Below are 24,840 nucleotides of genomic sequence, written 5' to 3'. Positions count from 1 at the left end.
TGGACACTGTGGCGCGATCCAGGTGCGCGCCCCCGGCTGGTCAGGGGACCGATCTGTGACTTCCACCGACGTTGAACGCAAGGGCCGCGGTGGCCGTTGGGCCGCCCTCGGGCTGGGCTCGCTGGCCGTTCTCGCGGCCGGCGTCTACGGCGCTGGCTACGCCATGGCGGGCGACGACCTGCCGCGCAATGCCTCCGTCGAGGGTGTCTCCGTCGGCGGACAGAATGCCGAGCAGGCCACCGCCACCCTCAAGGACGCGCTGCAGAAGCGCGCCGACGCTCCCATCACCCTCGCGGCTGGAGCGAAGAAGGCCACCATCACCCCTGCGCAGGCCGGGATGCGCGTGGACTACGCCGCCACGATCGAGCAGGCGGGCGCTGGGAAGTCCTTGAACCCCTCGCACATCTGGAATGTGTTGCGCGGCGGCGGCGAGATGAAGCTCGTCACCGACGTCGACGACAAGGCCCTGCAGGCCGCCGTGAATGCCCAGGCCAAGACCTTCGCCGCCAAGCCCGTCGACGCCACGGTGGAGATGCAGCGCGAGAAGATCACCGTCACCGACGGGGTGACCGGCACCGAGCTGGACCTGGACGCCGCAACCAAGGCCGTCAAGAAGGCCTGGCTGACCAGCACCACCGTCGAGGCGCCGATCACGAGGGCCGAACCCGAGCTGACCACCGCGGAGGCCAAGACCTTCGCGGAGAAGGACCTCAAGCCGCGGGTCAGCGCACCGCTGCTGCTCGACGTCGGCAAGGACAAGAAGGTGGAGCTGACCGGCCCCGGCATCGGTGAGCTGACCACCATCAGCACCAAGGACGGCAACTTCGTCGCCACCCCCAACCTGGACAAGCTCTTCAAGGCCGCCGAGCGCAAGGCCGAACCGCTGGGTCTCAAGGCACCGCAGGACGCCAAGTGGCAACTCTCCGGTGGCAAGCCGACGCTGGTCCCCGGCAAGCCGGGGGAGGGCATCGACCGCAAGGCCTTCGACAAGCTCGTGCCTCCGGCCATGACCAAGACCGGCGCCGAGCGCACCCTGAAGATGCCGGTGACCAAGAAGGAGCCGGAGCACACCACAGCGGCGGCCCAGAAGGCGAAGGTCACCAAGGTCACGGGCGAGTTCACCACCACCTTCCCCTACGCCGAGTACCGCAACACCAACCTCTCGGTGGCTGCCGCGCGGGTGAACAACACCTACATCGCGCCCGGTGAGACCTTCAGCATGAACGACACGATCGGGCCGCGCACCGCCGGTTCGGGCTTCGTCGACGGCTGGGTGATCTCGGGCGACCACATGGTCAAGGAGAATGCCGGCGGCATCTCCCAGAGCGGTACCACCGTCTTCAACGCCCTGTTCTTCTCCGGGCTGGAGCACGTGGAGCACCAGCCCCACACGATGTACTTCGACCGTTACCCGGCGGGCCGCGAGGCGACGCTCTACTACGGCAGCATCGACGTGAAGTTCAAGAACGACAGCCCCTATGGCGCCATCATGCAGGCCTATGTGAACAAGGCCACGCCCGGCAACAAGGGTTCCATCACCGTGAAGGTGTGGTCCACACCGGTCTACGACAAGGTGGAGTCCACTGCGCTGAACAAGTCGAACTTCACCACGGGACGCAAGCTGGAGCGCTCGGGTGACAACTGCCACGCCCAGGCCGCATCGCCCGGTTTCACCGTCAACTACTCCCGCCTCTTCTACAAGGGCGGCAGCGTTGTCAAGCGCGAACCCTACAGTTGGACCTACTCGCCCACGGACGAGATCACCTGCAAGTGACGCTGTGACAGCGTTGTAGAGTTGGTCCATCGACGCTGGAATGCGGCGCCGACCGCGAGTTTCATCCCACGAACTTCATGATTTTGAGGAGACCCCAGTGACCTACGTCATTGCGCAGCCCTGTGTGGACATCAAGGACCGTGCCTGCGTCGAGGAATGCCCCGTCGACTGCATCTACGAGGGCAACCGCATGCTCTACATCCACCCCGAGGAGTGCGTGGACTGTGGTGCCTGTGAGCCGGTCTGCCCGGTGGAGGCCATCTTCTACGAGGATGACGTTCCCGCGGAGTTCAAGGAGTACTACGACGTCAACGTGAACTTCTTCGACGGTGTCGGGTCGCCCGGCGGCGCCTCGAAGTTGGGCACCATCGACAAGGACCACCCCGTGGTCGCCGCTCTCCCGCCCCAGGGCGAATGAGCACCGAACCTGCCATGGAATCGGGCAGGCGGGCGCCGGTGGCGTCTCGCCTGCCCGATTTTCCGTGGGACAGCCTGGCCGGGGCCAAGAAGACGGCCCAGTCGCATCCCGGTGGCATCTGTGACCTGAGTGTCGGCACCCCGGTGGACCCGACGCCCGCCGTCGCCGTCGACGCGCTCACGGCAGCCGCAACCCGCTGGGCCGGCTACCCCACGGTCTGGGGCACCCCCGCGCTGCGGGCCTCCATCCTGGGCTACCTGGAGCGACGCTGGAAGGCGTCGGGCCTGACCGAGCGCAATGTGCTGCCCGTGGTGGGCACCAAGGAGCTCGTCGCCTGGATTCCCACCCAGCTGGGCCTGGGCCCCGACGACCTGGTCGTCATCCCCAGCACCGCCTACCCGACCTATGAGGTGGGTGCCGCGATCGTCGGCGCGAAGATCCAGCGCTGCGAAGACCCGTCGCAGATTGAGGGCACACCCGCCTTGGTCTGGATCAATTCCCCGGCCAATCCGCACGGCGCAATCCTGTCCAAGGACCAGCTGCGCGCCTGGGTGGAGTACGCCCGCCAGACCGGTGCGGTGCTGGCCAGTGATGAGTGCTACGGCGAGTTCGCGTGGGACGCGGAGCCGTACAGCGTGCTGGACGCGGACATCTGTGGTGGCTCGGCCGACGGCCTGCTGGCGGTGCACTCGTTGAGCAAGCGGTCCAACATGGCCGGCTACCGTGGCGGCTTCGTCGCCGGCGACGAGAAGCTCTGCATGGAACTGCTGGAGTTGCGCAAGCACGGCGGCATGATGCTGCCGGGCCCGGTGCAGGACGCGATGGCCGCGGCGCTGGACGACCACGCGCACGTCGAGGAGCAGCGAAGGCGCTACCTGGCGCGCCGCGCCATCCTGCGCCCCGCGCTGGAGGAGGCCGGTTTCACCATCGACCACTCCGAGGGGTCGCTCTACCTGTGGGCGACGCGCGGCGAGGACTGCCGGGCCACCGTCGATTGGCTGGCCGAGCGCGGGATCCTGGCCGCCCCGGGCGACTTCTACGGCACCCAGAGTGGCCAGTACGTCCGGATCGCCCTGACCGCCACCGACGAGCGGATCAACGCGGCGGCCGAGCGTCTGAAGGCCTGATCACGCACGCAGGGTGATCGTCGCCTCGGTGGGCTTCTTCGTGCCGGCCGAGGCGGCACTCCACTGGGCCAGCTCGGTGGCGCTGAGATGCAGCGTCCGGTCCCCGACGCTCACCGCGGTCACCCCAGTGGTCTCCGTGGTGGAAAGCACCAGTTGGGTGGCGGCCCACAACTTCGTCGGATCCGACGAGTTCAGTGTGATCTGCGCCTGGCCCTGGCTGGCCTTCACGGAACCATTGAAGGCCCGCTGCACGATGGCCGTCGCCCGCTTGGTGTCCGGAGAGTCTCCGCCTCGGTCGATGCATCGCACCGCCGCGGGGGAGTGGCCGGTCAGCGCACTGGCCCACGCCCTGGAGACCTCGACGTGCTTTCGGTAGCCGTCGGGCACCCCAGACCTCTGCACCTTCTGCGCGACGTCATTGATGTCGCCCGCCTGCCAGCCGTTCACCTGCACCAGGTGCTCGTAGAACTTCCCCGACGAATACCAGGGGTCCATGATCTGATGCACCGTGCCCCAGCCCTGGCTGGGGCGCTGCTGGAACAGGCCCACCGAGTCCCGGTCCCCGTAGTCGATGTTGCGCAGGTTCGACTCCTGGAGGGCGGTGGCCAGCGCAATCGACGCGGCACGGGCCGGCAGACCGCGTCGCAGCCCCTCGGCGACGATCACCGACGCATTGCTGGCCTGTTCCAGGGTCAACTCGTCGCTCACCTCACCGACGGTGACGACGCACTGCTCGGACGGTGGCATCAGCGTGGGTCCGGAGCCGGTGATCTTGCTCCACAGCCAGCCGAAGCCGGCCACCAGCAGCACGACGGCGACGACCAGGCTCACCAGCGTGGCGGCGGATCTGCGGGGACGGGCCACGGGCTCAGTTCTTGTGCAGGGCGGAGTTGAGCTCGATCTTGTGCTCCCCGCGCGCCTTGGCGATCACGGCGCCGGTCTGCGAGTCGCGGATGAACAGGATGTCGTTGGCACCGCTCAGCTCGCTGGCCTTGACCACCTGGCCGTCGGGCAGCTGCACCTTGGTGCCGGCCGTCACGTACAGGCCGGCCTCCACGACGCAGTTGTCGCCCAGCGAGATGCCCACGCCGGCCTCGGCGCCCAGCAGACAGCCCTTGCCGATGGAGATGACCTGCTTGCCGCCGCCGGACAGGGTGCCCATGATGGAGGCGCCGCCACCCACGTCGGAGCCCTCGTCGACGGTGACCCCGGCCGAGATCCGGCCCTCCACCATCGAGTGGCCCAGGGTGCCGGCATTGAAGTTCACGAAGCCCTCGTGCATGACGGTGGTGCCCTCGGCCAGGTGGGCACCCAGGCGCACCCGGTCCGCGTCGCCGATTCGCACGCCGGAGGGCAGCACGTAGTCCACCATCCGCGGGAACTTGTCCACGCCCAGGATGTTCACGATGCCGCGCGTGTTGCGCAGCTGAAGGCGCACCTGCTCGAAGCCCTCCACCGCACACGGGCCGGCCGAGGTCCACACCACATTGGGCAGCACCCCGAACAGGCCGTCAAGGTTCTGGCCGTGCGGCTGGACCAGGCGGTGGCTCAGCAGGTGCAGGCGCAGGTAGGCATCACTGACGTCGGCCGGAGCGGCCTCGAGGTCGATGACCGTCTTGACCAGCTCGATGCGCACCTGACGGTCGCCGTCGGTGGTCCGCGCGGCAATCATCGACGACGGTGCCTTCGCATCCTCGGCGGGGGTGCCCAGTGCGGGCGAGGGGAACCAGGTGTCCAGCACCTGTCCGGAGGAATGGATGGTGGCGAGGCCCCAGCCCCAGGCAGCACGAGTCGCGTCAGTCATGCGCCCCAGCCTAGCCGGATGCGCCCAGCCGGACGGGGAGGCCGCGGTCCTGCGCGATGATGATGCCGTGGCCGGTGGTTCCGTGGGCCCGGACCACCACCAGCGGCACCTGGCCCGGGTCGATCTGCGCGGCGGTGAGCGCATCCAACTCTTCCAGCACCAGGGCCTGTCCGGCGGGGATCTCCGGCAGTGCGAGTTCGAAGTCCATCAGGGACTTCACCAGCAGCCGCTCCAGTGAACGCAGATCCGTCGCGCGTTCCCGCAGGTACTCATTCTCCATCTCCGCGAAGACGGCAATCGTCTGATCGAAGGTGGTCTGGACGGCATCCATGGCGGTGCGTCCCTCGCCGATCCGTTCCTTGCAGCCCTTCTCGATCACCGGGTCGTGCAGCATCGCGCGGATGGCTCCCAGCACCGCCCCGGTCACCCCCTGTTCGGGCATCTTGGCGGCCAGTCCCTCGATGAAGCCGTCGGCATTGGCCAGGGCATTCTCCAGCCGCAGCAGCTCCTCCTCGCGGTTGCCGGCCGGTTCATAGGCCTCGACGTCCGGGTCGAGCTCCAGGTAGGCGAGCTGCTGAGGTTCCGGCGCGTCCGGAGCATCGCCGAAGTCACGATCCGCGAGTTCCTGAATGGCGGCCAGGGCCTCGCGTGCCTGGGGTCCGCTGGCGCGAACCAGGAGAGCGTCGCCCTGCCCCAGGTCGAGACCCTGCAGTTGGGTGATGGAGCTGGCGTCGCAGGAGTCGCCGCTGGGGGCGACGAACTCCACCTCGGCGTCGAAGGGGGCCAGGGCCGTCACCACGAGGGCCGAGGGGCGGGCGTGCAGCCCGTGCTTGGCACGCATCACGGTGGTGAACTGCAGGGCCTGATCGGTCTCCATCACCGGGGTGCGGGGGGCCTGCGGCGCATCCTCCCGCTCGGCCAGGTGCTGCTGCTTGCCCGTGAGTGCCTGGTCGGCCTCGGCGGCCACCGCGTCCAGGGTGGCACCGCTGGCGGCCGTCACGGCGGCCATCACCAGGCCCTCCACCAACGGAGCCGGCGAGAGTCGTACCCGGGAGGCGACGTCGGGATCCACGAAGTCCAGCGCCATCTCCCCGGACAGGACGGCACTGCCCAGGTCCATCAGCACCAGGGTTCCGTCGGGTCCGTCGACCTCCTCCAGTGCGGCGGCGATGGTGGCGGCGTCGGTGCCCAGCACGCCGCCGTCCAGACCCGCGGCAGGAACCATCCGGGGGCCCGTGCCCTGCATCATCTGGCTGGCCAGGTCAATGGCAGCCTCGGCCAGGTCACGGCTGTGCGAGACGACGACGATCGAGATCACTGAAGAACCCCCGAGGAGAGAGATGTCAGGCGAGTGTGCGTGCAGCAGCCTCGAGCAGCAGGACGATGCTCGTGGCACCGGGATCCTGATGTCCAGCGCTGCGTTCTCCAAGGTACGACGCCCGGCCCTTGCGGGCCACCATCGGGGTGGTCGCGTCGCGTCCTTGCTCGCCGGCCGCGAGCCCTGAGGTCAGGCAGACGGCAAGATCGGAGGTCTCGGCCTCCATCGCCTCGACGGCGGGTTGCAGGGCGTCGACCATGGTCTTGTCACCCAGCCCGGCTTTGCCGCGGGAGATGACGCCCTCCAGCCCGGCCCGCCAGGCGCGGGCCATGCCGTCCGCGTCGTGGGTGGTCTGCCCGGTCAGGGCTCCCGCAAAACGGAGCAGGAAGGTGCCGTACAGCGGTCCGGAGGCACCCCCGACGGTGCTGACCAGCGTCATGCCGGCCTTCTTGAGGTAGCTGGCGGCGTCCGGGAAGTCGCGATCCAGGGCGATGACGGCCTGCATGCCTCGGTTCATGTTGGAACCGTGGTCGGCATCGCCGATCTGGCGGTCCAGGTCCGTGAGCAGGGCGGCGTTCTGGGAGATCGTCGCGGCGAAGTCGGCCATCCAGGCCTGCGCTTTGGTGAGTTCCACGTCAGCAACCCCACCGCAGACCGGGGGTGTTCACCGGTGCATCCCACAGGGTGAGCATGTCCTCGTCGGCCTTCAGCAGCGTGAGGGACAGGCCGGCCATCTCCAGCGACGTGATGTAGCTGCCCACCAGGCTGCGCGCCACCGTCACGCCCTTGGCCTGCAGGACCTTGGCAATCTCGCCGTACATCAGGTACTGCTCCAGCAGCGGAGTGCCACCCATGCCGTTGACGAAGCAGATCACCGGGGAACCGGTGAAGTCCAGATCCGCCAGCACCGGTTCGACCAGCATCTGGGCCGCCTGGGCGGCGCTGGCCATCGGAAGCCGTTCGCGGCCGGGCTCGCCGTGGATGCCGATGCCGAGCTCCATCTCGTCGTCGGCCAGCTCGAAGGTGGGCTTGCCGGCGGCGGGCACGGTGCAGCTGGTCAGGGCCAGACCCATCGAGCGACCCTGGCCGTTGACCCGGGTGGCGATTTCGGTGAGTGCGTCCAGGTCCCGGCCGGCCTCGGCCGCGGCCCCGACGATCTTTTCCAGCAGCACCGTGGTGCCCACCCCGCGACGCCCCGCGGTGTAGAGGGAGTCGGTGACGGCGACGTCGTCGTCCACCACGACGGCCTCCACCCGGATGCCCCGTTCGGCGGCCGCCATCTCCGCGGCCATCTCGAAGTTCATCACGTCACCCGTGTAGTTCTTCACGATGTGCAGCACCCCGGCACCGCCATCGACGGCGTGCGTGGCGGCCATGATCTGGTCCGGGACAGGGGAGGTGAAGACCTCACCGGCACAGGCCGCGTCCAGCATGCCCATCCCGACGAAACCACCGTGCATCGGCTCATGGCCGGAGCCACCACCGGAGACCAGACCCACCTTGCCGGACACCGGTCCGTCCTTGCGCAGCACGACGCGGTTGGCGTGGTCGATCCGCAACCTGTCGGGGTGCGCAGCCTCCATGCCCAGCAGGGCTTCGGAGACCACATTGTCCACCGAGTTGATGAGCTTCTTCATGCCCCTCATCAAAGCACCGTCCGGGGGCCCCCGGGGAGTCCCCTCAGCTGGTAAGTCGTGCGGGCTCCAGGAGATCCACGACCATTCGTGCGGCGCCGGGGGCTGCCACCACCACGCCGCCGGTGGCGGGGAAGAGGGTCGGTTGCCCCTGCAAGTCGACCACCTCGGCACCCGCCTCGTGGGCAATCAGGACACCGGCCAGGTGGTCGATCGGGTTGAAACGATGCACCACCCCCGCGGCGCCCCAGCCAGCGGCGATGCCGGTCAGGGTCAGCGTTCCGGAGCCCATGATGCGGGCCGTGCAGTGCTCGGCGGCCAGGGCGTCGAGGAAACCGTCCATGCCGGGCCACCGGCGGTGCGCGTCCAGTTCGGTGAGCAGGGTGCGCCCGGCCAGGGCCTGCACCGGGGACAGCTCCAGCGGCTCCCCGTCGAGGGTGGCGCCCAGGCCCCGGGCGGCCAGGAAGACGTGGCCCATGGCCGGCTGGGCGACGCTGCCCACCACCGGTTCGCCCTCGATGGCCAGCGCGAGGCTCATCGACGTCCACGGCAGACCATTGGCCAGGTTGGTGGTGCCGTCGACGGGATCGAGGTACCAGGTGGGCCGCCCGTCCTGCGTGCTTCCGCCCATCTCCTCGCCGACCACCAGGTGCTCCCCGCCGAAGGCCTCAGCGATCACCTCGCGCACATGGCCTTCCACGGCCAGGTCCACCTCGGTGACCAGGTCCGCCGCGTGCGCCTTGCTGCCGATGTTGCCCAGTGGGGCGGTGCGGGTGAAGGCATTGGTCCACTGCGCCAGGTCGCGAGCCACCCGGATCCAGCGCGCCGCCTCGAGCGAGATGCCTGCCTGCGTGGCGAAGCCGTGGGTCTCCAGCCCGGCCAGCGCCAGCGGGCTGGTGCCTCCCGTGAGCAGGCGTCGGAGCAGGCGGGGCCGGTCGGTGGTGATCCGGTCCACCCCCAAGTCGATCGCCAGGCTCATCGCCTCGGCGTCGTTGATCGTCCAGCAGGCCAGCTCCAGGCCCATCCGGTGCACCTGGTCCACCAGCGGCTCGGTCAGGTGCACCCACTCGACGTTGATGGCCGACGGCTGCAGCCGGTGCACCATCGCCAGGTCCAACTCCCCACCATCGTGGTTGTAGGCCAGATCGGCCTGTGGCAACTGCTCGCGCACCAGCAGCAACGCGTCGGTGTCCCCGCACCAGCTGATCGGCACCAGCTCGGCATCGGGGCCCTGCTGGAAGCGCTGCACCACCTGGAGGGCCCCCCGCACGTCGTGGATGCTGACCGTGTCGATCAGCATCGTGACGGGGTGACGGCGCTTCCGGTTGAGCTCGGCGAACTGTGTCAGGGTCTCCGCCAGGGTGGGGACCGGGATGCCCCGGCCGATGACCATCTCGTCCGCTCGGTTCGCGACGCCCCACAGTCGCAGCAGGGTGGCATCGTGCAGCACCACGCTGGTCCCGTCGCCGGTGGTCCGGATGTCCAGTTCCACCACGTCCGCACCGGCCTCCACGGCGGCTGCGAAGGCCTCCGCGGTGTTCTCCCTGGCAGATTCGGAGTCGCCCCGGTGGGCCACGACGGTGATCATGCAGGGCACGCTACGCGGCACGGGTGACCAGCCGGTGAACTCAGCGACGGACCTCGCTCACGTCCTGGCTGATCAGGCGCTCGATCCGCATCCACGGCGCTCGCTTGTGCCAGTCCAGTCGCACCCGGATCCGGTCATGGCGCATGATCGTCGCGGTCAACAGGGCGAACATGATGCTGACGGCGATGACGCCGAACAGAATGGTGGACCGGGGCCCGAAGCGGTCACCGATCCAGCCAACCAGGGGCGAGATCATCGGAGCCATGCCCATGATGGTCAGGCCCCACAGCGCCATCACCCGGCCGCGCATCTGGGGCGTGGTGGCCGTCTGCAGCAGGGAGTTGCCGGTGACCAGGGCGGTGATGGTGAAGAAGCCGACCGGGATCTGCAGCAGGACGAAGAGCCAGAAGTTCCCGCTCAGCGCGCTGGCAAGGTTGAAGACGCAGTAGCCCACCATGCCCATCAGCACGTGCCGCAACCGGGGGCTGCCGCGTCGGGCGCTCCACAGGGCTGCCACCAGGGCACCGATGCCCATGAAGGAGCCGATGATGCCGTAGTCCCCGGCGCCACGGTGGAAGGCCTCGGTGGCCATCACGGCATTGGAGATGTTGTAGTTGAAGCCCAGTCCGCCCACGGCGAGGCCCACCGTGAGCAGGGCCATCAGGTCCGGGCGGCGACGCACGTACTTGAGCCCTGCCACGAATCCGCCACCCTTGCCGGATGTGGGTTTCGCGGGGTGCAACAGCGCGGCGTCCATGCTGAGCAGGGCGGTGATCATGGCGGCGAAGGCCACCACATTGGCGGCGATCACCCAGCCGGTGCCAACCCAGGCGATCAACGCGCCGCCGATGCCGGGGCCCAGCAGACGGGCCGCGTTGAAGCTGGCCGAGTTCAGGCTGATCGCATTCGGCAGGTGTTCGAAGGGCACCACCTCGCTGACGAAGGCCTGACGGGCGGGATTGTCGAAGGCCATCGCCAGCCCGTCGACGAGGGACAGGGTGAAGACATGCCAGAGCCGGACGTGCCCGGTGATGGTCAGCGTCGACAGCACCAGGGCACTGAGCATTCCCAGGGTGCTGCTCGCGAGCAGGATGTGACGCTTGTTGAAGCGGTCCGCCACCGTGCCGGCCACGGGGCTGAGCAGCAGGCCCGGCAGGAAGATCAGCGCCGTCTGGTAACCCAGGGCCTGGGCATTGCCGTCGGTCAGCACCACCAGCACCAGCCATGCCTGGGCCGTGCGCGCCATCCACCCGCCGACATTGCTCACCAGGCCTCCCAGGAACCATGTGCGGTAGTTCGGATTGGCGAGGGAGGAGAAGGTCTGGCTCACGTCGCCACACTAACCGACCAGTCAGCGCTAACGTCGGGGCGTGAAGTTGACCACCTGCACAGCCGACGAGGTTCCCGGACTGCTGCCCGATGCGCTCGCCGGGCGCCGTGTGCTCGCCCCCGTGGGGGAGCATCCCGAGCGAACCCTGACGATGCTGCGGCCGGAGCTCCCGGTGACCGAGCCGGACGCGGCGGTGGTGGTGTCAACGAGCGGTTCCACAGGCGTGCCCAAGGGCGTCGTGCTCTCCCGGCGGGCGCTGCTCGCGGCCGCCGAGTCCTCCCAGCAGCGTCTGGGCCCGATGAGCTGGACCTGCGTGCTGCCCACCGGCTACGTCGCGGGCCTGATGGTGCTGGTGCGTGCGCACATCGCGGGCCGTCAGGTGCGTTTCGCGTCCAGTGACCTGTCGGACCTGGACCCGGCCCCGGGCGCGAATGCCATCTCCATCGTCCCCACCCAGCTCTTCCGCGCGATGGAGCGCCCCGAGGTGCTGCGCTCCCTGGCCCGGTACGACGCGATCCTGCTGGGCGGCGCGGCCGTGGATGCGGACCTGCTGCGTTCGGCCCGCGACGAGGGCCTCAATCTGGTGACCACCTACGGGATGAGCGAGACCTGCGGCGGCTGCGTCTGGGACGGCGAGCCGCTGCCCGGCGTCACGGTGGAGCTCGACGACGGCCGGATCGACCTCCATGGCGACATGGCCTTCAGCGGCTACCGGCTGGCCCCCGAGCTGACGGCCGCCACCCTGTCCGGGAGGACCGTTCGCACCCATGACCGGGGCCAGTGGATCGACGGCCGGCTACGCGTGCTGGGGCGGATGGACGACGTGGTGATCAGCGGCGGTGTCAATGTGGACCTCGCCGACGTGCAGCGCGCCGTCGACGCCCTCGCTCCCGGCACCAGCGCCGTCGTCGCGGTGCCCGATGAGGAATGGGGGCAGAAGGTGGTCCTGCTTTCCACCGCCGAGCAGGACCTTGCCTGGTGGCGTACGCAGCTGGCTGGAAGCCTGGGGAAGACCGCCCTGCCCAAGGCGTTGACAAGGTGTGATGTGGTGCCCCGCACCAGTAGTGGAAAGATTGACCGTCAGGCGCTGCTGGGTGCGCTGCTGGAACAGAAGGACTGAGCCTCGTGGCAACTGTTGGTGAATGGATCGAGGGTGCCCGTCCGCGTACCCTTCCGGCGGCGCTGGCGCCGGTGCTGGCCGGTTCCGCGACGGCCTGGTACGAGGGCGGCTTCCGGCTGGGATACGCCCTGCTGGCCTTCCTCGTCGCACTGGCCCTGCAGATCGGCGTCAACTTCGCCAATGACTACTCCGACGGCATCCGCGGCACCGACGAGGACCGCGTCGGGCCGATGCGGCTGGTCGGTTCCGGAGCCGCCACCCCGGCGGCCGTGAAGGCCGCAGCCTTCGGCTGCTTCGCTCTGGGGGCCTTGGCCGGGCTGGTGCTGGTCGCGTTTACCGGCCACTGGTGGCTGGTTCTGGTCGGTGCCGCCTGCATCCTCGCGGCCTGGTTCTACACCGGTGGGGAGCACCCCTATGGCTATGCCGGGCTGGGGGAGGTCTTCGTCTTCGTCTTCTTCGGTCTGGTGGCGGTGTGTGGCACCACCTATGTGCAGCTCGGCCGCATGACCTGGGCGACGCTGGCGGCGAGCGTCGCCATCGGCATCCTGGCCTGCCAGATTCTCGTCGCAAACAACCTGAGGGACATCGTGGGGGACCGAGAGGTGGGCAAGCGCACCCTGGCCACCCGGCTGGGCGATGCCGGCACCCGGCGCTTCTTCGCCCTGTTGAGCGTGCTGAACGTCGCCTGTTGCGTCGCCGTGGCCGTGCTCACCACCTGGTGGGCGCTGCTCAGCCTGCTGATGCTCGTCTTCCTGGTGCCCGCCACCCGCACGGTGCTGTCCGGTGCCACGGGCAAGGCCCTGATCGCGGTGCTCAAGCAGACGGGCTTCGCCGAGCTCGCCTGCTCCCTCGGCCTCTTCCTCGGGTGCTTGCTGCGCTGAATCGGCATCGTCTGACCGCCGCCGGTGGTAAGTTGTGGTCCACAGTCACCATCCCTCTGGGAGAGTCATGAAGACAGCGCTGTCTCGTCGTGGCCTGCTCACCGCGGGTGCCGCGGCCACTGGTGCGGCATTCCTGACCGGTCTGGACACGTCCACGGCCGAGGCCTCCTTGCCTCCATTTCGGCGTCTCGTCACGCCCAAGTTGCTCCACGCGGACCCATGGTGGCCCGTCCCCGATCCGGGACGCACCACCACCCAGGCCCCCGACTGGAATGTCGGGTTCAAGAATGATGCAGAGGGACTGCCACTCAGCCTGTTGCGAGGCAACTGGGGGGCGCACCCAAGCCGTCTCGGGTGGTACATCAACAACCACATCTCCAGCTTCGAGAACACCGGGAACAGGGGCAACCTCACGCGCGCCGCCCAGGTGATGGACATCATGATGTCCCGGGCAGCGAAGGATCGTGGCTCGGCCTTCGTCAAGTACGAGTTCCCGTGGGAGGTCTCCCACGGCAAGTTGCCGGACCCGTGGTACAGCTCCTTCGGCCAGTCCCAGTTCCCGCTCGGGGCGGAGCGCCTCTACCGGCTGACCGGGGACCGGAAGTATCTGAAGGCCCGTGAGCTGCTGCTCAATGCCTTCTTCCAGCCTCGAACCAAGGGCCGTCCCTGGATTGTAGACGTGGACCGGTACGGCATGCTGTGGCTCGAGGAGTATCCCTTTGCCGATGGACACGCGAGCCATGTGCACAACGGACAGATCTATGCCGTGGGGGACCTGCTGCGCTACGCCGAATTCGCCCAGGACCAACGCGCGTACGAGCTGGTGAGGGGAGCGATCTACACGTCCCTGTTCAACGCTGACCTGTGCCGCAAGCCGGCGGGGCTGTCCTACTACTACAAGGATGAGACCCACCAGTCGAACGTCTACCATGCGGTGCACGCGAAGCTGTACAACAGGCTCTACAACATGACCCAGTACGACGACTTCGCCAAGGTCACCGACCGGATGGTCCGGGACGCCTGCCCCGGGCGGGAGGCCGGCACCCTGCGCGTCACCGGCGGCCGGCCCCACCGGCTCAGGAAGGGAAGCAGCACCGCCGTCTGGAAGCCGACATCGACGCTGGAGGTCAGCTCCTCGGCACGGGACACTCTCACGGGTGCCAATGGGGTCGTGTGGTCCCTGATGAGTTCGGGTCCGCGTTCCGGTTGGCACATCGAGGAGAGCCCGGACGCGTACCGCACCGGATACGCCACGGACCGCTTCGACTACCGGTGGGACCGCAGGGCGGTGATCGGAAAGGGAGCACTCCTGGTGGGCTACGAGATCAACGAGGCAGGCGTTCGCAAGGAGAGGCGCCGCGCCCGCATGACGCGCGACAGCGCCTTCCTGGCCGACGCCAGGGCCAATCTCGGAGGGCGTCAGTACATTCGTGCCACCAGCGGCCAGTTCGCGGGTCTCTGGATTCCCGAGGAAGTCAGGGGAGCGCACTTCACCTCCCACCGGCCGTCCTCACGAGCAAGCCTGAGCGCGGCACGGCAGCGCTGACCCTGCCCCGGGGCCGGGCCGCTAAGGTCGTGGGCATGGCCACGCACGTCTTCCAGATCGGTTTGCGCACCCGCTTTCGCGGCATCACGGTGCGGGAGGGCGTCGTCTTCTCCGGCGACGCGGGCTGGGGCGAGTTCAGTCCCTTCCTGGACTACGCCGGCGAAGAGATCGTGCCGTGGCTGCAGGCCGCCCGCGAGGCGGCAGACCTGGGTTTCCCCGCCCCTGTGCGCGACCGCATCCCGGTGAACTGCACCGTGCCCGCAGTGGGGCCCCAGCAGGCACACCGGATCGTCGTCGAATCCGGCTGCAGCACGGCCAAGGTGAAGGTTGCCGAGAAGGACCAGGCTCTGGCTGACGACCTGGCGCGCGTCGAGGCCGTGCGTGACGCGCTCGGTCCCGACGGCAGGGTCCGGATCGACGCGAACGGCGGCTGGCCGCTGGACGAGGCGGCCGACAACCTGCGCCAGCTGGGACGATTCGATCTTGAATACGCCGAGCAGCCCGTGATGGACACCGAGGACCTGGCCCGCCTGCGACGCGACCTTGCCCGCCGGGGGATCGATGTCCCGATTGCCGCCGACGAGTCCATCCGGCGCAGCGGCGACCCGGAGCGCGTCAAGCGCCTGGAGGCCGCCGACGTCGCCGTGCTCAAGGTGCAGCCGCTGGGCGGTGTCCGTCGCTGCCTGCAACTCGCCGAGGACCTCGGCATGCCCGTGGTGGTCAGCTCCGCACTGGAGACCAGCATCGGCATCCGGATGGGCCTCGCGCTGGCCGCGGCCCTGCCCGAGCTTCCCCACGCTTGCGGGCTGAACACCCTGCGCCTCTTCCAGGACGACGTGGTGACGGATTCCCTGGTGGCCGTCGACGGGCACCTGCCCGTGCCCGATGTCGCCGTCGATCCCGTGCGGATGGCCGCGTGCAGTGCCCCCACGGACCGGGTCGAGGCGTGGGCATTGCGGATGGCCGAGGCCACTCGATGAGCTCCTGGCTGCTGGCACAGTGCGTCGTCGAACAGTTGCGCCAGGCGGGGGTGCGGCATGTGGTGCTGGCCCCCGGCTCCCGCAATGCACCGCTCTCCCTGGCCCTGCACGCCGCGGCACAGGAAGCGGACCCGGTACTGTCCCTGCACGTGCGCATCGATGAGCGGTCGGCGGGCTTCCTCGCGCTGGGGATGGCCAAGGCCATGCAGGAACCGGTGGCCGTGGTCACCACCTCCGGCACCGCCGTCGCCAACCTGGCCCCGGCGGTGATGGAGGCCAACCAGGCTGGCATCCCGTTGGTGGTGCTGTCCGCAGACCGCCCGTTGACCATGATCAACTCGGGCGCCAACCAGACCGGGAACCAGTTCGGCCTGTTCGCCGGGCAGGTGCGCCACCAGGTGCAGCTGACCAGCGACGCGCAGCCGGCGGCCTGGCGCTTCCAGCTGCGGATGGCCCTCGCCCGGGCCGTGGGGGAGCGGACCCGGATGCCGGGACCTGTGCAGGTCAACCTGCACTTCGACGAGCCCCTGATGCCCACCGACGAGGTGCTCGACGCGCCCGGGCCGTGGCACCTCGAGCCCTCCGGGGCTGGGCCGACGCTGAGCCTGGATGGTGATCTGCGCACCGTCGTCCTGGCGGGTGATGCCCGCCCCGAGGTGGGCAGGCTCGCCGCCGCCGTCGCGGAACACGGCCAGGTGCCGCTGCTCGCCGAACCGTCCAGCAATGCCCGGGTCGGGCGGGCGATCAGCACCTATCGGCTGCTGCTGGGCAAGGATGATCTTGGAGGCCGCATCCAGCGCGTCCTCGTCTTCGGACATCCGACGCTGTCGCGTCCCGTCACCAGACTCCTTCGCCGCGATGACGTCGAGGTGATCATGGTCGCCGACGGGGCCGGATGGTCGGACCCCGGCTTCACCGCCGGTCGGGTCGTCGACGATGTTGATCTTGCTCCCTGTCAGGATGACCACTGGCTCAACCACTGGCTGACGGCGGACCTGGACATGCAGACTCGCATTGAACTGGCCGCCCGTCCTGCCGTCGGGGAGGACCCGGTGGTCACACCCCAACAGGTCGCCACGCTCGTCGTCGAGCGCACTGCTGGGCAGGTGCTGGTGCTGGGCTCCTCCAACCCGATCCGTGACGCGGACCTGGCGCCCGTCCCCGATGCCCTCTTCTCCGGGCAGGTGCCGGGCACCCGGGTCTACGCCAACCGTGGCCTGGCCGGCATCGACGGGGTGGTCTCCACCGCGGCCGGTATCGCGCTGGCGCTGGGGGAGCCCACCACCTGCCTGTTGGGGGACCTCACCTTCCTGCACGATGCCGGCGGCCTGTGGCTGGGCCGGCTCGAGGACAGGCCGCTCGTGCGGCTGGTGGTTCCCGATGATCGGGGCGGCAGCATCTTCCACACCCTGGAACAGGGCGGGCCGGCCCACGAGGCGGGCTTCGAGAGGGTCTTCGCGACCCCGCATGATGTTGATCTTGCTGCGTTGGCCGCGGCGCACGGCTGGAAGGTGGCCACCGTCACGGACCTGGAGGAACTGGGCCAACGGATCCGGGTCCCGGTGCGCGGCCCCGAGCTTGTCGTCGTCCCGGTCAGCCGTGACGGCCGCCGGGCCTGGGCGCAGCGCCTCGCCGCGTTGTGAGCTGGCCTCAGTCGTCGAGCCCGCGCAGCCAGGCCCGCAGCTGGTGCGTGGCGCGCACGTCGTCCTCGTTGTACTCCAGCACCCGGGTGGTGGCCTCGGTACGGGTCAGCTCGTCGGGGCCGCTGACCGCGTCGCGGAACCACTTCTGGGAGTTCAGACCGCCCGGGTCCTCGTCGCGCCACTCGAAGCCGGGCCCGCTGCGGGCGACGACCTTCAGGCCCAGCCCGTTGGTGCCGAAGAACTGGCCCTTCATCAGGGTGAACATGTCCACGAAGTGTTCCCGGACCCGGTTCGCCGCGGCCACCAGTTCGGGGTCCCCGGTTCGCTTGGACAGCCGCATCAGGTGCACCACCTCGTAGTCCGAGTAGTGGTAGACCAAGCAGTCGGGGCGTTCCGCCAGCACCCGGTCCAGCCAGTGGATCGCCTCTGCGGCCAGTTCGGCCTCGGAATGGTTGTCCAATTTCTCGAAGCGGCTGAAGGCCTTGTAGAAGGGTGATGACTCGGTGCTGCGGTCGTCGACCAGGAAGCCCCACAGGTAGACCCTGTCCCCGGCGGAGGTCTCGATGTCGAAGTCGATCTCCAGGCTGACCTCGGGCAGGTCGATGGGCTCGGTGGTCAGCCGCTCCAGCTCAACCCCCGCCAGCATGAGGGAGGCGCGGCGTGCCGCCAGCCGCAGCCGGGACTCGGCACCTTGCCGGTGGGCCACCTCGGGCAGGTAGTCCGGCAGCAGCTCGTCGACATCGGTGTGCGCCAGGTCCGCCAGCGTGTTGATGCCCCGGCTGCGCAAGACGCTGATCTCGCGTACGTCCAGCGGGGACTTGCTGATCCGAAGGCTCAGGTCGTCATCCAGCAGCTGTGGCTTGCAGGCCTCCCACCAGGTGCAGTGGTCGCACTCGCGGATCACGATCGGTGCCACCATGCCGCGCGGGTCGTCCTCGCCGCCGCATCGACGGCTGGCCACCTGCGCCACCTTCACCCGGAAGCCGAACTCATGGTCATAGCGCTCCAGAGCACTGCGCAGCTTCCAGCCCGTCGAGGAGGTGCGGGAGAAGGTGCGCAGGAACTTGCGGGACAGGTCCACCCAGCTGATCACCACCTGGTGCCCACCGAAGGGTTGGTCCGTACCGATGACCCCGGCAGTGGGGGCCCCTCCAGTGGCCCAGCGCGAGGCCTCCAGCAGTCGCCAGTAGTGCGCCATCTGCAGCAGGTCACCCTCGCGGGAGCCGCGCAAGGTCAGGCCGCTGTGGGCGAAGTCCACGGTGGGAGCATCCAGTCGGCTGAACTGGCAGAGCCATTCGGCGCTGGTCATCTCCAGCACCCGGTGCCGCTTGGCCTCCACCGGGCGGTACCCGGGGCGCCCGTCGGCCTGGTCCTGGCCGCGGACCAGCGCATCGGGCTGGCCCTTGCGGTGGCCGGCGACGTCGATGGGCAACTGGGGACCGATCACGACGGCGCGTCCGGCGGCGAGGGCGTCGAGGGTCCAGCGCTCGGCCACCTCGCGATCGGTCTGCTCGCGCAGGTCCAGCACGTCGCTGGTGCCGGCGAGGCCGGCCAGCGCCTCGTCCTCGAAGGCCTTGCCTCCGGCGAAGAGTTCCTGGAGGGCCTCATCGGGCTGGCTCTGGGGGGTCTGCAGCGTCGGGTCGTATCGGTTCTGGGTCTTGACCGGGCAGGACCGAGCCGCATAGGGATCCAGGATGATGGCCATTGCGGTTGGCTCAGGCCTTCCAGCCACGGTGCAGCGCAATGATGCCCTGGCTCAGGTTGCGCCATCCGACGGCCTGCCATCCGGCCTGCGCCATCAGGTCGGCCAGCTCCTCCTGGTGCTTCCAGGTGAGGACGGACTCGAAGAGGTACTCGTAGGCCGCCGGGTTGCTGGAGATCCGGCTCAGGGCGGGGATCACTCGCGGCAACCAACGGTCGTAGACGAACTCGAAGGCCTTGTTGGTGGGGTGACTCATCTCACAGATCACCACTTGACCCCCCGCCTTCGTGACACGAAGCATTTCCTGGAGGGCGGCAAGGGTGTCCTCGACATTGCGCAGGCCGTAGCTGATCGTCACCGTGTCGAAGGTGTTGTCGGCGTAGGGCAGTTGCAGGGCGTCACCGGCGACGAATTGCAGGCCCGGCTGGCGTTCCCGGCCCACCCGCAGCATCCCCAGGCTCAGGTCGGTGGGGAAGACCTCGGCGCCCTTCTCGGCGAAGGTTGCCGCGGACGTCCCGGTGCCGCCGGCCAGGTCCAGGATGAGGTCACCCGGCTTGGGATCGACCGCCTCGACGGTGTCACGGCGCCACTGGCGCTGCAGCCCGAAGGTCATCACGTCGTTCATCAGGTCGTAGCGCTGGGCTACGCCGTCGAACATCTGGGCGACGTCGGCACGTCGCTTGGTAAGGGTGGCACGGGTCTCGAACACGTCCCACAGTTTTCCACACGTCGCCAATGGCGCAGAATGGGAACCATGGCCAAACGCAAGACCGTCCTCAAGGTGAGTGACCTCACCAAGTCCTATGGCGACCACGTGATCGTCGACAAGTTCAACCTCGAGGTCGGTGAAGGCGAGGCGGTGGCCCTCACGGGTCGCAATGGTGCGGGCAAGTCCACCGTGCTGCGCTGCATCATCGGCGCCGATCGCCCCACGGAGGGAACCGTGGAGGTCTGCGGCATGCCGATGCGGGAGACCAACCCCGACGTGCGGCGCAATGTGGCCACCGTCATCGATGACCTCGACTTCTTCCCGGACCTGTCGGTCGTGGAGCACCTCGACCTGCTGGCCCGTGCCCATGGGATGGACGATCCCGACGCACTGGTCGACGAGGTGCTGGAGGAGGTGCAGCTGGTGCCGCAGTCCGGTCAGTTGCCCGGCACCCTGAGCTCCGGTCAGCGCCGCCGCCTGGCCCTGGCCACCGCCTTCGTGCGTCCCCGCAAGCTGCTGGTGCTCGACGAGCCGGAGCAGCGCCTCGACGTCGAGGGCATCGCGTGGCTGGGGCGTCGCCTTCGCGCAGACCTGGACCAGGGCCTTGCCATCGTGATGGCCTCCCACGAACCCTCCCTGGTCGAGGCCGTGCGGGCCCGCAGCGTCGAGCTGGGCGGTCCGCGCGGATGAGCAGCACCACCGACGAGTTCGCCGCTCCGCTGCCCGTCCAGGGCGAGGCCGACGAACGCCAGCTCCTGCTGCTGATGAAGGACTGGCGCCAGGGCCGTGCCACCCGCAATGTCCGCCAGGCGCTCTCCGACGCCTACATCGCCGTCTTCGCCGTCGTGATGATCGCCGCCATGGTGGTCAACGTCATCATCAGCGCCCAGAAGGTTGCCAGCACGTGCGGCACCGAGGCCTGCCTGTCCGGCCGTGGCCTGCTGCCCTGGGCGGCGCTCTTCGGCTGCCTGGCCCTCGCACTGACCGCCAGCCGGATGTTCGGACCGGTCCTCGCCTCCGCGGCCGAGGGATTCTGGTTGATGGACGCCCCGGTACACCGTGCTCGGCTGCTCGCCAAGCGGCTGGTGCTGGCGATCGTGTTGGCAGTGGTGGGCGGCGCCGCCATGGGCGCGCTGGTTGCCGCGCTCACCGGTTCGCCCGGTAGCGCCGTGCTGGCCTGGGCTGCCGCCGCCGGCCTGGGTTCCGGTGGCCTCGTGGCGCTGGCCGCGGCGGAACAGGGGGCCGAACGCACCTGGGCCGTGCGCCTCCTGCACCTGCTGGTCTCCCTTGCCGCGGTCGCCACCCTGCTGGCCGTCGTCGCGACGGCCACCGGGTACGCCTCACTCCACATCGCCCAGTCACGAACCGTGCAGCTCGCGGCCCTCGTCGCGGGTCTGGGTCTGGTCCTGATCATCGGGGCCGGCCTGCTGGCGCGGGCCCGGTTGGGGCAGATCCGGCGCGCCCGCCTGCTGAGCGGTGGTTCCCTGGCCAGCGGTATGCAGGGTGCCATGTTCGCCCTGGACTTCGGGCTGATGCGCGACATCCTGGTGGAGCGGGAGGCCCAGCAGCGCGGCCATGTGCGCCCCACCCGGGGCCGTGGCACGGGCATCCAGGCCCTGGTCTGGCGTGACGTCCAGCGGCTGGTGCGTTTCCCGAAGCCGCTGGCCCTGTTGGCCGTCAGCGTCGTGGTTCCCTATGCGGTGCAGGCCCTGGGTCTCGGCTCGCTGAATGCCGCCATCTCGGCGCTGGTCCTGATGGCCGCGCTGATCCCCTTCTTCGGGACGCTGCGTGTGCTCTCCCGCACCAAGGGGCTGGCCCGCAGCCTGCCATGGAGCACCTCGGAGATCCGCACGGCGGCCACCATCGTGCCCGCCGTGCTGACCGCCTTGTGGTGCCTGGCCGTCACGCCTGCCTTCATCGGGATCGGTGTGGAGGCCCGGCACGACCCGGTGCGCAGCTTCCTGGTGGCGGTGGTCTGTGCCGTGGCGGGGCTGGTGGCCGCGGTGCGCTGGGTATCCGCCAAGCCGGCGGACTACGGTGCTCCGATGGTGTCCACCAGTGCCGGTGCGTTGCCTCCGGGCCTGGCGCTGAACCTGGTGCGCGGCTTCGACATGGTGGCCCTGATCACCTTGCCGGTGGTGCTGAACCTGAGCCCCTGGATCTCCCTGGTCCTGGCGGCGATCGCCTTCAGCATCCTGCGGATGGGCGGCATCGACCAGCAGGCCATCCTGGAGCAGCAGGAGGAGCAGAAGCGTCAGCTGGAGCAGGCCCGCACCGAGCGCAAGGGCGAGAAGGCGCCGGCCAAGCAGGTGGTGACCCCGAAGAAGTCGTCGGGATCCAGCGCAGCCCCCAAGGCCCAGCAGCGCAACCAGCCGAAGAAGGTGGTCAAGCGCAAGCGCTGAGCGGCGCCCTCACTCCCCGGTGAGGGCCTGCCTCATCGGGGCGAACTTCGCGAGGGTCTCGGCCACCTCGTCGGCGGGCACGGAGTCCCGCACGATGCCGCAGCCGGCGAAGAGCTGCATCTCGTGCTCGTCGACGGCGGACAGCTGCCCGCCGCGCAGGGCGATGGCCCATTCGCCGTCGCCGGAGGAGTCGATCCAGCCGACCGGCCCGGCATAGTGGCCGCGGTCCATGCCCTCCAGCGCGGCGATGAGCTCGCGTGCCACCGGCGTCGGCGTGCCGCAGACGGCTGCGGACGGGTGCAGGGTGGCTGCCAGCGCCAGGGACGACGCGCCGGGCCGCAGGACACCGGTGATGTCCGTGGCCAAATGCAGCACATTGGGCAGTTCCAGGACATAGGGGGCGTCGGGGACATTCATCCCGGTGCACCAGTCCTCAAGGCCGCGGGCCACACTCTCCACCGCGTACTCGTGCTCGCGCAGGTCCTTCATCGAGCCGTTCAGGATGGTCGCCAGCTCCGAGGTGTCGGCCGCGTAGGGGCGACGGATGGTGCCGGCGAGCACACGAGAGGTGGCCAGTCCGCCCTCGGTGCGCACCAGCATCTCGGGGGAGGCACCGACGGTGCGGTCCACCAGATAGGTCCAGCAGTCCCGGTAGCGGTTCACCAGCTGGTTCACCAGCCAGCGTGGGTCGATCGGCTGCTCGGCCCGGGCTCGCACGTCGCGGGCCAGCACCACCTTGTCCACCTCGCCCCGGCGGATCATCTCGACGGCCTGGGCAACGACCTGTTCCCATTCCTGTGCGCTCAGGGTGCTGTCCTGCAACTCGACCCTGCCCGGGCCCACGGGCGGGGCCTGCAGGGCGGGCATCCGGTCGTTCGCGTCGCCTTGGCTGATCCTGGTCATCCAGGCCTGGCCCCGGCGCCGTCCGACGATCACCTCGGGCACCACCAGCACCGACTGCTGCTCGGAGTGGTCCGCGTCGAAGCAGAAGGTGCCGAAGGCCAGGGGGCCAGTGCCGGAGACGCCCGGCAGTTCGGTCTCGTTCTCGAGGTCGGCGACGAACTGGTTCCACCAGACGTCTGCCGCGTCCAGCGAGTCGGTGCTGAAGCGGGCCACCTCGCCGATGCCGACGATCCCGTCACCCCGTCGAAGGAAGGCGCTTGCCCGTCCGGGAGCCAGGAATCGCTCGAGGTTCCCAGGGTCCGGAATGGACACAGTCCGGGCGCGCAGACGTTCGGAGCCGGGGTTCACAATCACCGCAGCATGGTATCCGTTGACCGCCTGAATGGCTCACCTCCAGCCGAGTGGCTATTTGCGCAACAAACAGGTTGCGTAATGTCGGCGCATTTCCCCTAGTCCGCATGGGGATTGGAGATTGGTGGGGGTGCGTTGGGCGCATCTCTTGAAAGCCCCTAGACTCAGCCCATAAGGACCCCGAGGTCCGTCGTGGTGCGCCACTCGGCCGCCAGCCCGGGTTCGTGTGCAGGTCAGGAGAATAGATGCCGCAGACTGCGTCCTCCAGGCCATCCGACGACGTCGAAAGCGGTGCTGTCGAGCGCCGAGCTGATGTCGTCGTGGTTGGTGCTGGTCCCGGAGGGTCGGCCACCGCGGCCCACCTGGCCCGACGCGGCCTTGATGTCGTGCTGCTGGAGAAGGCCACCTTCCCGCGGGACAAGATCTGCGGCGACGGCCTGACCCCGCGGGCGGTGCGTGCCCTGGTCAAGCTGGGCATGGACATCAGCGAGGCCAATGGCTTCCACCGCAACGAGGGTCTCAAGATCTACGGCGGGGAGCTGACCGCTGCCAATGGCAAGGACCTGTTCATGCCATGGCCGGACCTGGCGGACTTCCCGGACTTCGGGTTGACCTGCGCCCGGATGGAGCTCGATGAGAAGCTGGCCCGCCATGCCGCGAGCCTGGGCGTCGAACTGGTCGAGGGCGCGAATGTCAGCGAGCCCATCCTCGACGAGAAGGGCGACCGCATCGTCGGCGTGCGTCTCAAGGACGGCCGTGAGTTCCGTGCCCCGGTCGTGGTGGCCGCCGACGGCGTCAGCTCCCGGCTCGGCGTCGCGATGGGCGTCCACAAGCTGGACGAGCGGCCCATGGGCGTCGCGGTCCGCGCCTACTACAAGAGCCCCCGCGGTGCCGACGACTTCATGGAGTCCTGGCTGGAGCTGTGGGACGGCGAGCCCGGCAAGTCCAATGTCCTGCCCGGCTATGGCTGGATCTTCCCGATGGGCACCGACGCCCAGGGCAACGCGGTGGTCAACGTCGGGCTGGGGATGCTGGACAGCTCCGAGGCCTTCGGCAAGACCGACTACAAGGACCTGATGCGCACCTGGCTCGCGGCCACCCCGGCCGAGTGGGAGCTGACCGAGGCCAACCAGCTGGGCCCGATCCGTGGTGCCGCGCTCCCGATGGGCTTCAACCGCAAGCCCGCCTATTCCCGGGGCCTGCTCCTGGTGGGCGACGCCGGCGGCATGGTGAACCCCTTCAACGGTGAGGGCATCGACTACGCCCTCGAGGCCGCCGAGATCGCGGCGGATGCCATCGCGCTGGCCCACGCCCGCGGATTCGGCAGCGAGTCCGCGGAGCGAGCGCTGGAGGGATACGCCTCCAGCCTGCAGAAGGCCTTCGGCGGCTACTTCCGGTTGGGCCACGTCTTCGCGTGGCTGATCGGCAAGCCGGCCGTGATGCACGTCTGCATCAAGTACGGACTTCCCCGCAAGCGTCTGATGCGGTTGGTGCACAAGCTGCTCGCCAACCTGACCGACCAGCGCGGGGGAGACCTCGACGACCACATCATCAACACGCTGACCCGTCTGGCCCCCAAGGCATGACGAACAGCGATTTCACGGCAAGAA

Annotated in this window: 21 protein-coding genes and 1 pseudogene; 11 read left to right on the top strand and 11 right to left on the bottom strand. The window is 69.0% G+C overall.

Going from position 1 to position 24,840, the window contains the following annotated elements:
• Nucleotides 1-55 precede the first annotated feature (55 nt).
• The 3 genes from EDD41_RS05905 to dapC all read left to right on the top strand — a co-directional run bounded on the left by EDD41_RS05905 (nucleotide 56) and on the right by dapC (nucleotide 3,319).
• Nucleotides 56-1,774, top strand: a complete 1,719-nt coding sequence (locus EDD41_RS05905; RefSeq protein WP_123575260.1) for a VanW family protein — start codon at nucleotides 56-58, stop codon at nucleotides 1,772-1,774.
• A gap of 97 nt (nucleotides 1,775-1,871) precedes the next feature.
• Nucleotides 1,872-2,192 carry a ferredoxin gene (fdxA, locus tag EDD41_RS05900; protein WP_094764094.1) on the top strand — a complete coding sequence of 107 codons (321 nt, stop codon included), beginning with the start codon at nucleotides 1,872-1,874 and terminating at the stop codon, nucleotides 2,190-2,192.
• Nucleotides 2,189-3,319 carry a succinyldiaminopimelate transaminase gene (dapC, locus tag EDD41_RS05895; RefSeq protein ID WP_281273095.1) on the top strand — a complete coding sequence of 377 codons (1,131 nt, stop codon included), beginning with the start codon at nucleotides 2,189-2,191 and terminating at the stop codon, nucleotides 3,317-3,319. The genes fdxA and dapC overlap by 4 nt, the downstream gene beginning before the upstream one ends.
• Here dapC and EDD41_RS05890 read toward each other — a convergent pair whose 3' ends face one another.
• The 8 genes and pseudogenes from EDD41_RS05890 to EDD41_RS05860 all read right to left on the bottom strand — a co-directional run bounded on the left by EDD41_RS05890 (nucleotide 3,320) and on the right by EDD41_RS05860 (nucleotide 10,993).
• On the bottom strand, nucleotides 3,320-4,183 hold the full coding sequence (locus EDD41_RS05890) for a hypothetical protein (RefSeq protein ID WP_123575259.1): 864 nt from the start codon (nucleotides 4,181-4,183) through the stop codon (nucleotides 3,320-3,322). It abuts the gene before it with no gap.
• A 4-nt stretch (nucleotides 4,184-4,187) separates the two neighbouring features.
• A complete protein-coding gene (dapD, locus tag EDD41_RS05885) occupies nucleotides 4,188-5,123 on the bottom strand; it encodes a 2,3,4,5-tetrahydropyridine-2,6-dicarboxylate N-succinyltransferase (RefSeq protein WP_123575258.1) in 936 nt (311 codons plus the stop codon).
• A 10-nt stretch (nucleotides 5,124-5,133) separates the two neighbouring features.
• On the bottom strand, nucleotides 5,134-6,000 hold the full coding sequence (locus EDD41_RS17435) for an HPr family phosphocarrier protein (RefSeq protein ID WP_281273179.1): 867 nt from the start codon (nucleotides 5,998-6,000) through the stop codon (nucleotides 5,134-5,136).
• A gap of 39 nt (nucleotides 6,001-6,039) precedes the next feature.
• Nucleotides 6,040-6,441: pseudogene (gene dhaM / locus EDD41_RS17430) on the bottom strand (dihydroxyacetone kinase phosphoryl donor subunit DhaM); the annotation flags it as partial.
• A 25-nt stretch (nucleotides 6,442-6,466) separates the two neighbouring features.
• Nucleotides 6,467-7,048, bottom strand: coding sequence for a dihydroxyacetone kinase subunit DhaL (gene dhaL / locus EDD41_RS05875; protein ID WP_123576882.1), 582 nt, complete (start codon nucleotides 7,046-7,048; stop codon nucleotides 6,467-6,469).
• Between the two features lie 28 nt (nucleotides 7,049-7,076).
• A complete protein-coding gene (dhaK, locus tag EDD41_RS05870; RefSeq protein WP_123575256.1) occupies nucleotides 7,077-8,078 on the bottom strand; it encodes a dihydroxyacetone kinase subunit DhaK in 1,002 nt (333 codons plus the stop codon).
• Nucleotides 8,079-8,121: 43 nt separating this feature from the next.
• Nucleotides 8,122-9,663 (bottom strand): inositol monophosphatase family protein, encoded by a 1,542-nt coding sequence (locus EDD41_RS05865; protein WP_123575255.1) that lies wholly within the window; start codon nucleotides 9,661-9,663, stop codon nucleotides 8,122-8,124.
• A 40-nt stretch (nucleotides 9,664-9,703) separates the two neighbouring features.
• Nucleotides 9,704-10,993 carry an MFS transporter gene (locus tag EDD41_RS05860; RefSeq protein WP_123575254.1) on the bottom strand — a complete coding sequence of 430 codons (1,290 nt, stop codon included), beginning with the start codon at nucleotides 10,991-10,993 and terminating at the stop codon, nucleotides 9,704-9,706.
• A 40-nt stretch (nucleotides 10,994-11,033) separates the two neighbouring features.
• Between EDD41_RS05860 and EDD41_RS05855 the strand changes: the two genes are divergently transcribed.
• From EDD41_RS05855 to menD, 5 genes are all read left to right on the top strand, one after another.
• A complete protein-coding gene (locus EDD41_RS05855) occupies nucleotides 11,034-12,113 on the top strand; it encodes an AMP-binding protein (protein ID WP_123575253.1) in 1,080 nt (359 codons plus the stop codon).
• 5 nt (nucleotides 12,114-12,118) lie between these two features.
• On the top strand, nucleotides 12,119-12,994 hold the full coding sequence (locus EDD41_RS05850; RefSeq protein ID WP_123575252.1) for a 1,4-dihydroxy-2-naphthoate polyprenyltransferase: 876 nt from the start codon (nucleotides 12,119-12,121) through the stop codon (nucleotides 12,992-12,994).
• 67 nt (nucleotides 12,995-13,061) lie between these two features.
• Nucleotides 13,062-14,540, top strand: coding sequence for a D-glucuronyl C5-epimerase family protein (locus tag EDD41_RS05845; RefSeq protein WP_123575251.1), 1,479 nt, complete (start codon nucleotides 13,062-13,064; stop codon nucleotides 14,538-14,540).
• Between the two features lie 35 nt (nucleotides 14,541-14,575).
• The gene (locus EDD41_RS05840; protein WP_094764106.1) at nucleotides 14,576-15,520 is read left to right on the top strand and encodes an o-succinylbenzoate synthase; all 945 of its coding nucleotides are present in this window, start codon (nucleotides 14,576-14,578) and stop codon (nucleotides 15,518-15,520) included.
• Entirely contained in the window at nucleotides 15,517-17,163 is a 1,647-nt protein-coding gene (gene menD, locus EDD41_RS05835) for a 2-succinyl-5-enolpyruvyl-6-hydroxy-3-cyclohexene-1-carboxylic-acid synthase (protein WP_123575250.1), read from the top strand. The genes EDD41_RS05840 and menD overlap by 4 nt, the downstream gene beginning before the upstream one ends.
• A 7-nt stretch (nucleotides 17,164-17,170) precedes the next feature.
• Here menD and EDD41_RS05830 read toward each other — a convergent pair whose 3' ends face one another.
• Both EDD41_RS05830 and EDD41_RS05825 read right to left on the bottom strand, forming a co-directional pair.
• Nucleotides 17,171-18,868 (bottom strand): TM0106 family RecB-like putative nuclease, encoded by a 1,698-nt coding sequence (locus EDD41_RS05830; protein ID WP_123575249.1) that lies wholly within the window; start codon nucleotides 18,866-18,868, stop codon nucleotides 17,171-17,173.
• A 10-nt stretch (nucleotides 18,869-18,878) separates the two neighbouring features.
• The gene (locus EDD41_RS05825) at nucleotides 18,879-19,679 is read right to left on the bottom strand and encodes a demethylmenaquinone methyltransferase (protein ID WP_425454329.1); all 801 of its coding nucleotides are present in this window, start codon (nucleotides 19,677-19,679) and stop codon (nucleotides 18,879-18,881) included.
• Here EDD41_RS05825 and EDD41_RS05820 point away from each other — a divergent pair.
• Both EDD41_RS05820 and EDD41_RS05815 read left to right on the top strand, forming a co-directional pair.
• Complete coding sequence (locus EDD41_RS05820) at nucleotides 19,611-20,264, top strand: ABC transporter ATP-binding protein (protein ID WP_179110608.1); 654 nt, start codon at nucleotides 19,611-19,613, stop codon at nucleotides 20,262-20,264. The genes EDD41_RS05825 and EDD41_RS05820 overlap by 69 nt on opposite strands.
• The gene (locus tag EDD41_RS05815) at nucleotides 20,261-21,976 is read left to right on the top strand and encodes a DUF6297 family protein (RefSeq protein WP_179110609.1); all 1,716 of its coding nucleotides are present in this window, start codon (nucleotides 20,261-20,263) and stop codon (nucleotides 21,974-21,976) included. The genes EDD41_RS05820 and EDD41_RS05815 overlap by 4 nt, the downstream gene beginning before the upstream one ends.
• Nucleotides 21,977-21,985: 9 nt before the next feature.
• Here EDD41_RS05815 and EDD41_RS05810 read toward each other — a convergent pair whose 3' ends face one another.
• Nucleotides 21,986-23,233, bottom strand: a complete 1,248-nt coding sequence (locus EDD41_RS05810) for an isochorismate synthase (RefSeq protein WP_123575247.1) — start codon at nucleotides 23,231-23,233, stop codon at nucleotides 21,986-21,988.
• 242 nt (nucleotides 23,234-23,475) lie between these two features.
• Between EDD41_RS05810 and EDD41_RS05805 the strand changes: the two genes are divergently transcribed.
• Nucleotides 23,476-24,816 (top strand): geranylgeranyl reductase family protein, encoded by a 1,341-nt coding sequence (locus tag EDD41_RS05805; RefSeq protein ID WP_123575246.1) that lies wholly within the window; start codon nucleotides 23,476-23,478, stop codon nucleotides 24,814-24,816.
• Nucleotides 24,817-24,840 lie beyond the last annotated feature (24 nt).

Source organism: Luteococcus japonicus (assembly GCF_003752415.1).
Lineage (GTDB): Bacteria > Actinomycetota > Actinomycetes > Propionibacteriales > Propionibacteriaceae > Luteococcus > Luteococcus japonicus.
Note: the sequence above shows the minus strand (reverse complement) of the source record. Positions and strands in the feature narration are given on the sequence as shown.

Excerpts from the sequence above, each read along its gene's own strand:
- dapC (WP_281273095.1), top strand. The coding sequence starts at position 2,189 with ATGAGCACCGAACCTGCCATGGAATCGGGCAGGCGGGCGCCGGTGGCG.
- dapD (WP_123575258.1), bottom strand. The coding sequence starts at position 5,123 with ATGACTGACGCGACTCGTGCTGCCTGGGGCTGGGGCCTCGCCACCATC.
- EDD41_RS17435 (WP_281273179.1), bottom strand. The coding sequence starts at position 6,000 with ATGGAGACCGATCAGGCCCTGCAGTTCACCACCGTGATGCGTGCCAAG.
- dhaL (WP_123576882.1), bottom strand. The coding sequence starts at position 7,048 with ATGGCCGACTTCGCCGCGACGATCTCCCAGAACGCCGCCCTGCTCACG.
- dhaK (WP_123575256.1), bottom strand. The coding sequence starts at position 8,078 with ATGAAGAAGCTCATCAACTCGGTGGACAATGTGGTCTCCGAAGCCCTG.
- EDD41_RS05865 (WP_123575255.1), bottom strand. The coding sequence starts at position 9,663 with ATGATCACCGTCGTGGCCCACCGGGGCGACTCCGAATCTGCCAGGGAG.
- EDD41_RS05845 (WP_123575251.1), top strand. The coding sequence starts at position 13,062 with ATGAAGACAGCGCTGTCTCGTCGTGGCCTGCTCACCGCGGGTGCCGCG.
- EDD41_RS05840 (WP_094764106.1), top strand. The coding sequence starts at position 14,576 with ATGGCCACGCACGTCTTCCAGATCGGTTTGCGCACCCGCTTTCGCGGC.
- menD (WP_123575250.1), top strand. The coding sequence starts at position 15,517 with ATGAGCTCCTGGCTGCTGGCACAGTGCGTCGTCGAACAGTTGCGCCAG.
- EDD41_RS05830 (WP_123575249.1), bottom strand. The coding sequence starts at position 18,868 with ATGGCCATCATCCTGGATCCCTATGCGGCTCGGTCCTGCCCGGTCAAG.
- EDD41_RS05820 (WP_179110608.1), top strand. The coding sequence starts at position 19,611 with ATGGGAACCATGGCCAAACGCAAGACCGTCCTCAAGGTGAGTGACCTC.
- EDD41_RS05815 (WP_179110609.1), top strand. The coding sequence starts at position 20,261 with ATGAGCAGCACCACCGACGAGTTCGCCGCTCCGCTGCCCGTCCAGGGC.
- EDD41_RS05805 (WP_123575246.1), top strand. The coding sequence starts at position 23,476 with ATGCCGCAGACTGCGTCCTCCAGGCCATCCGACGACGTCGAAAGCGGT.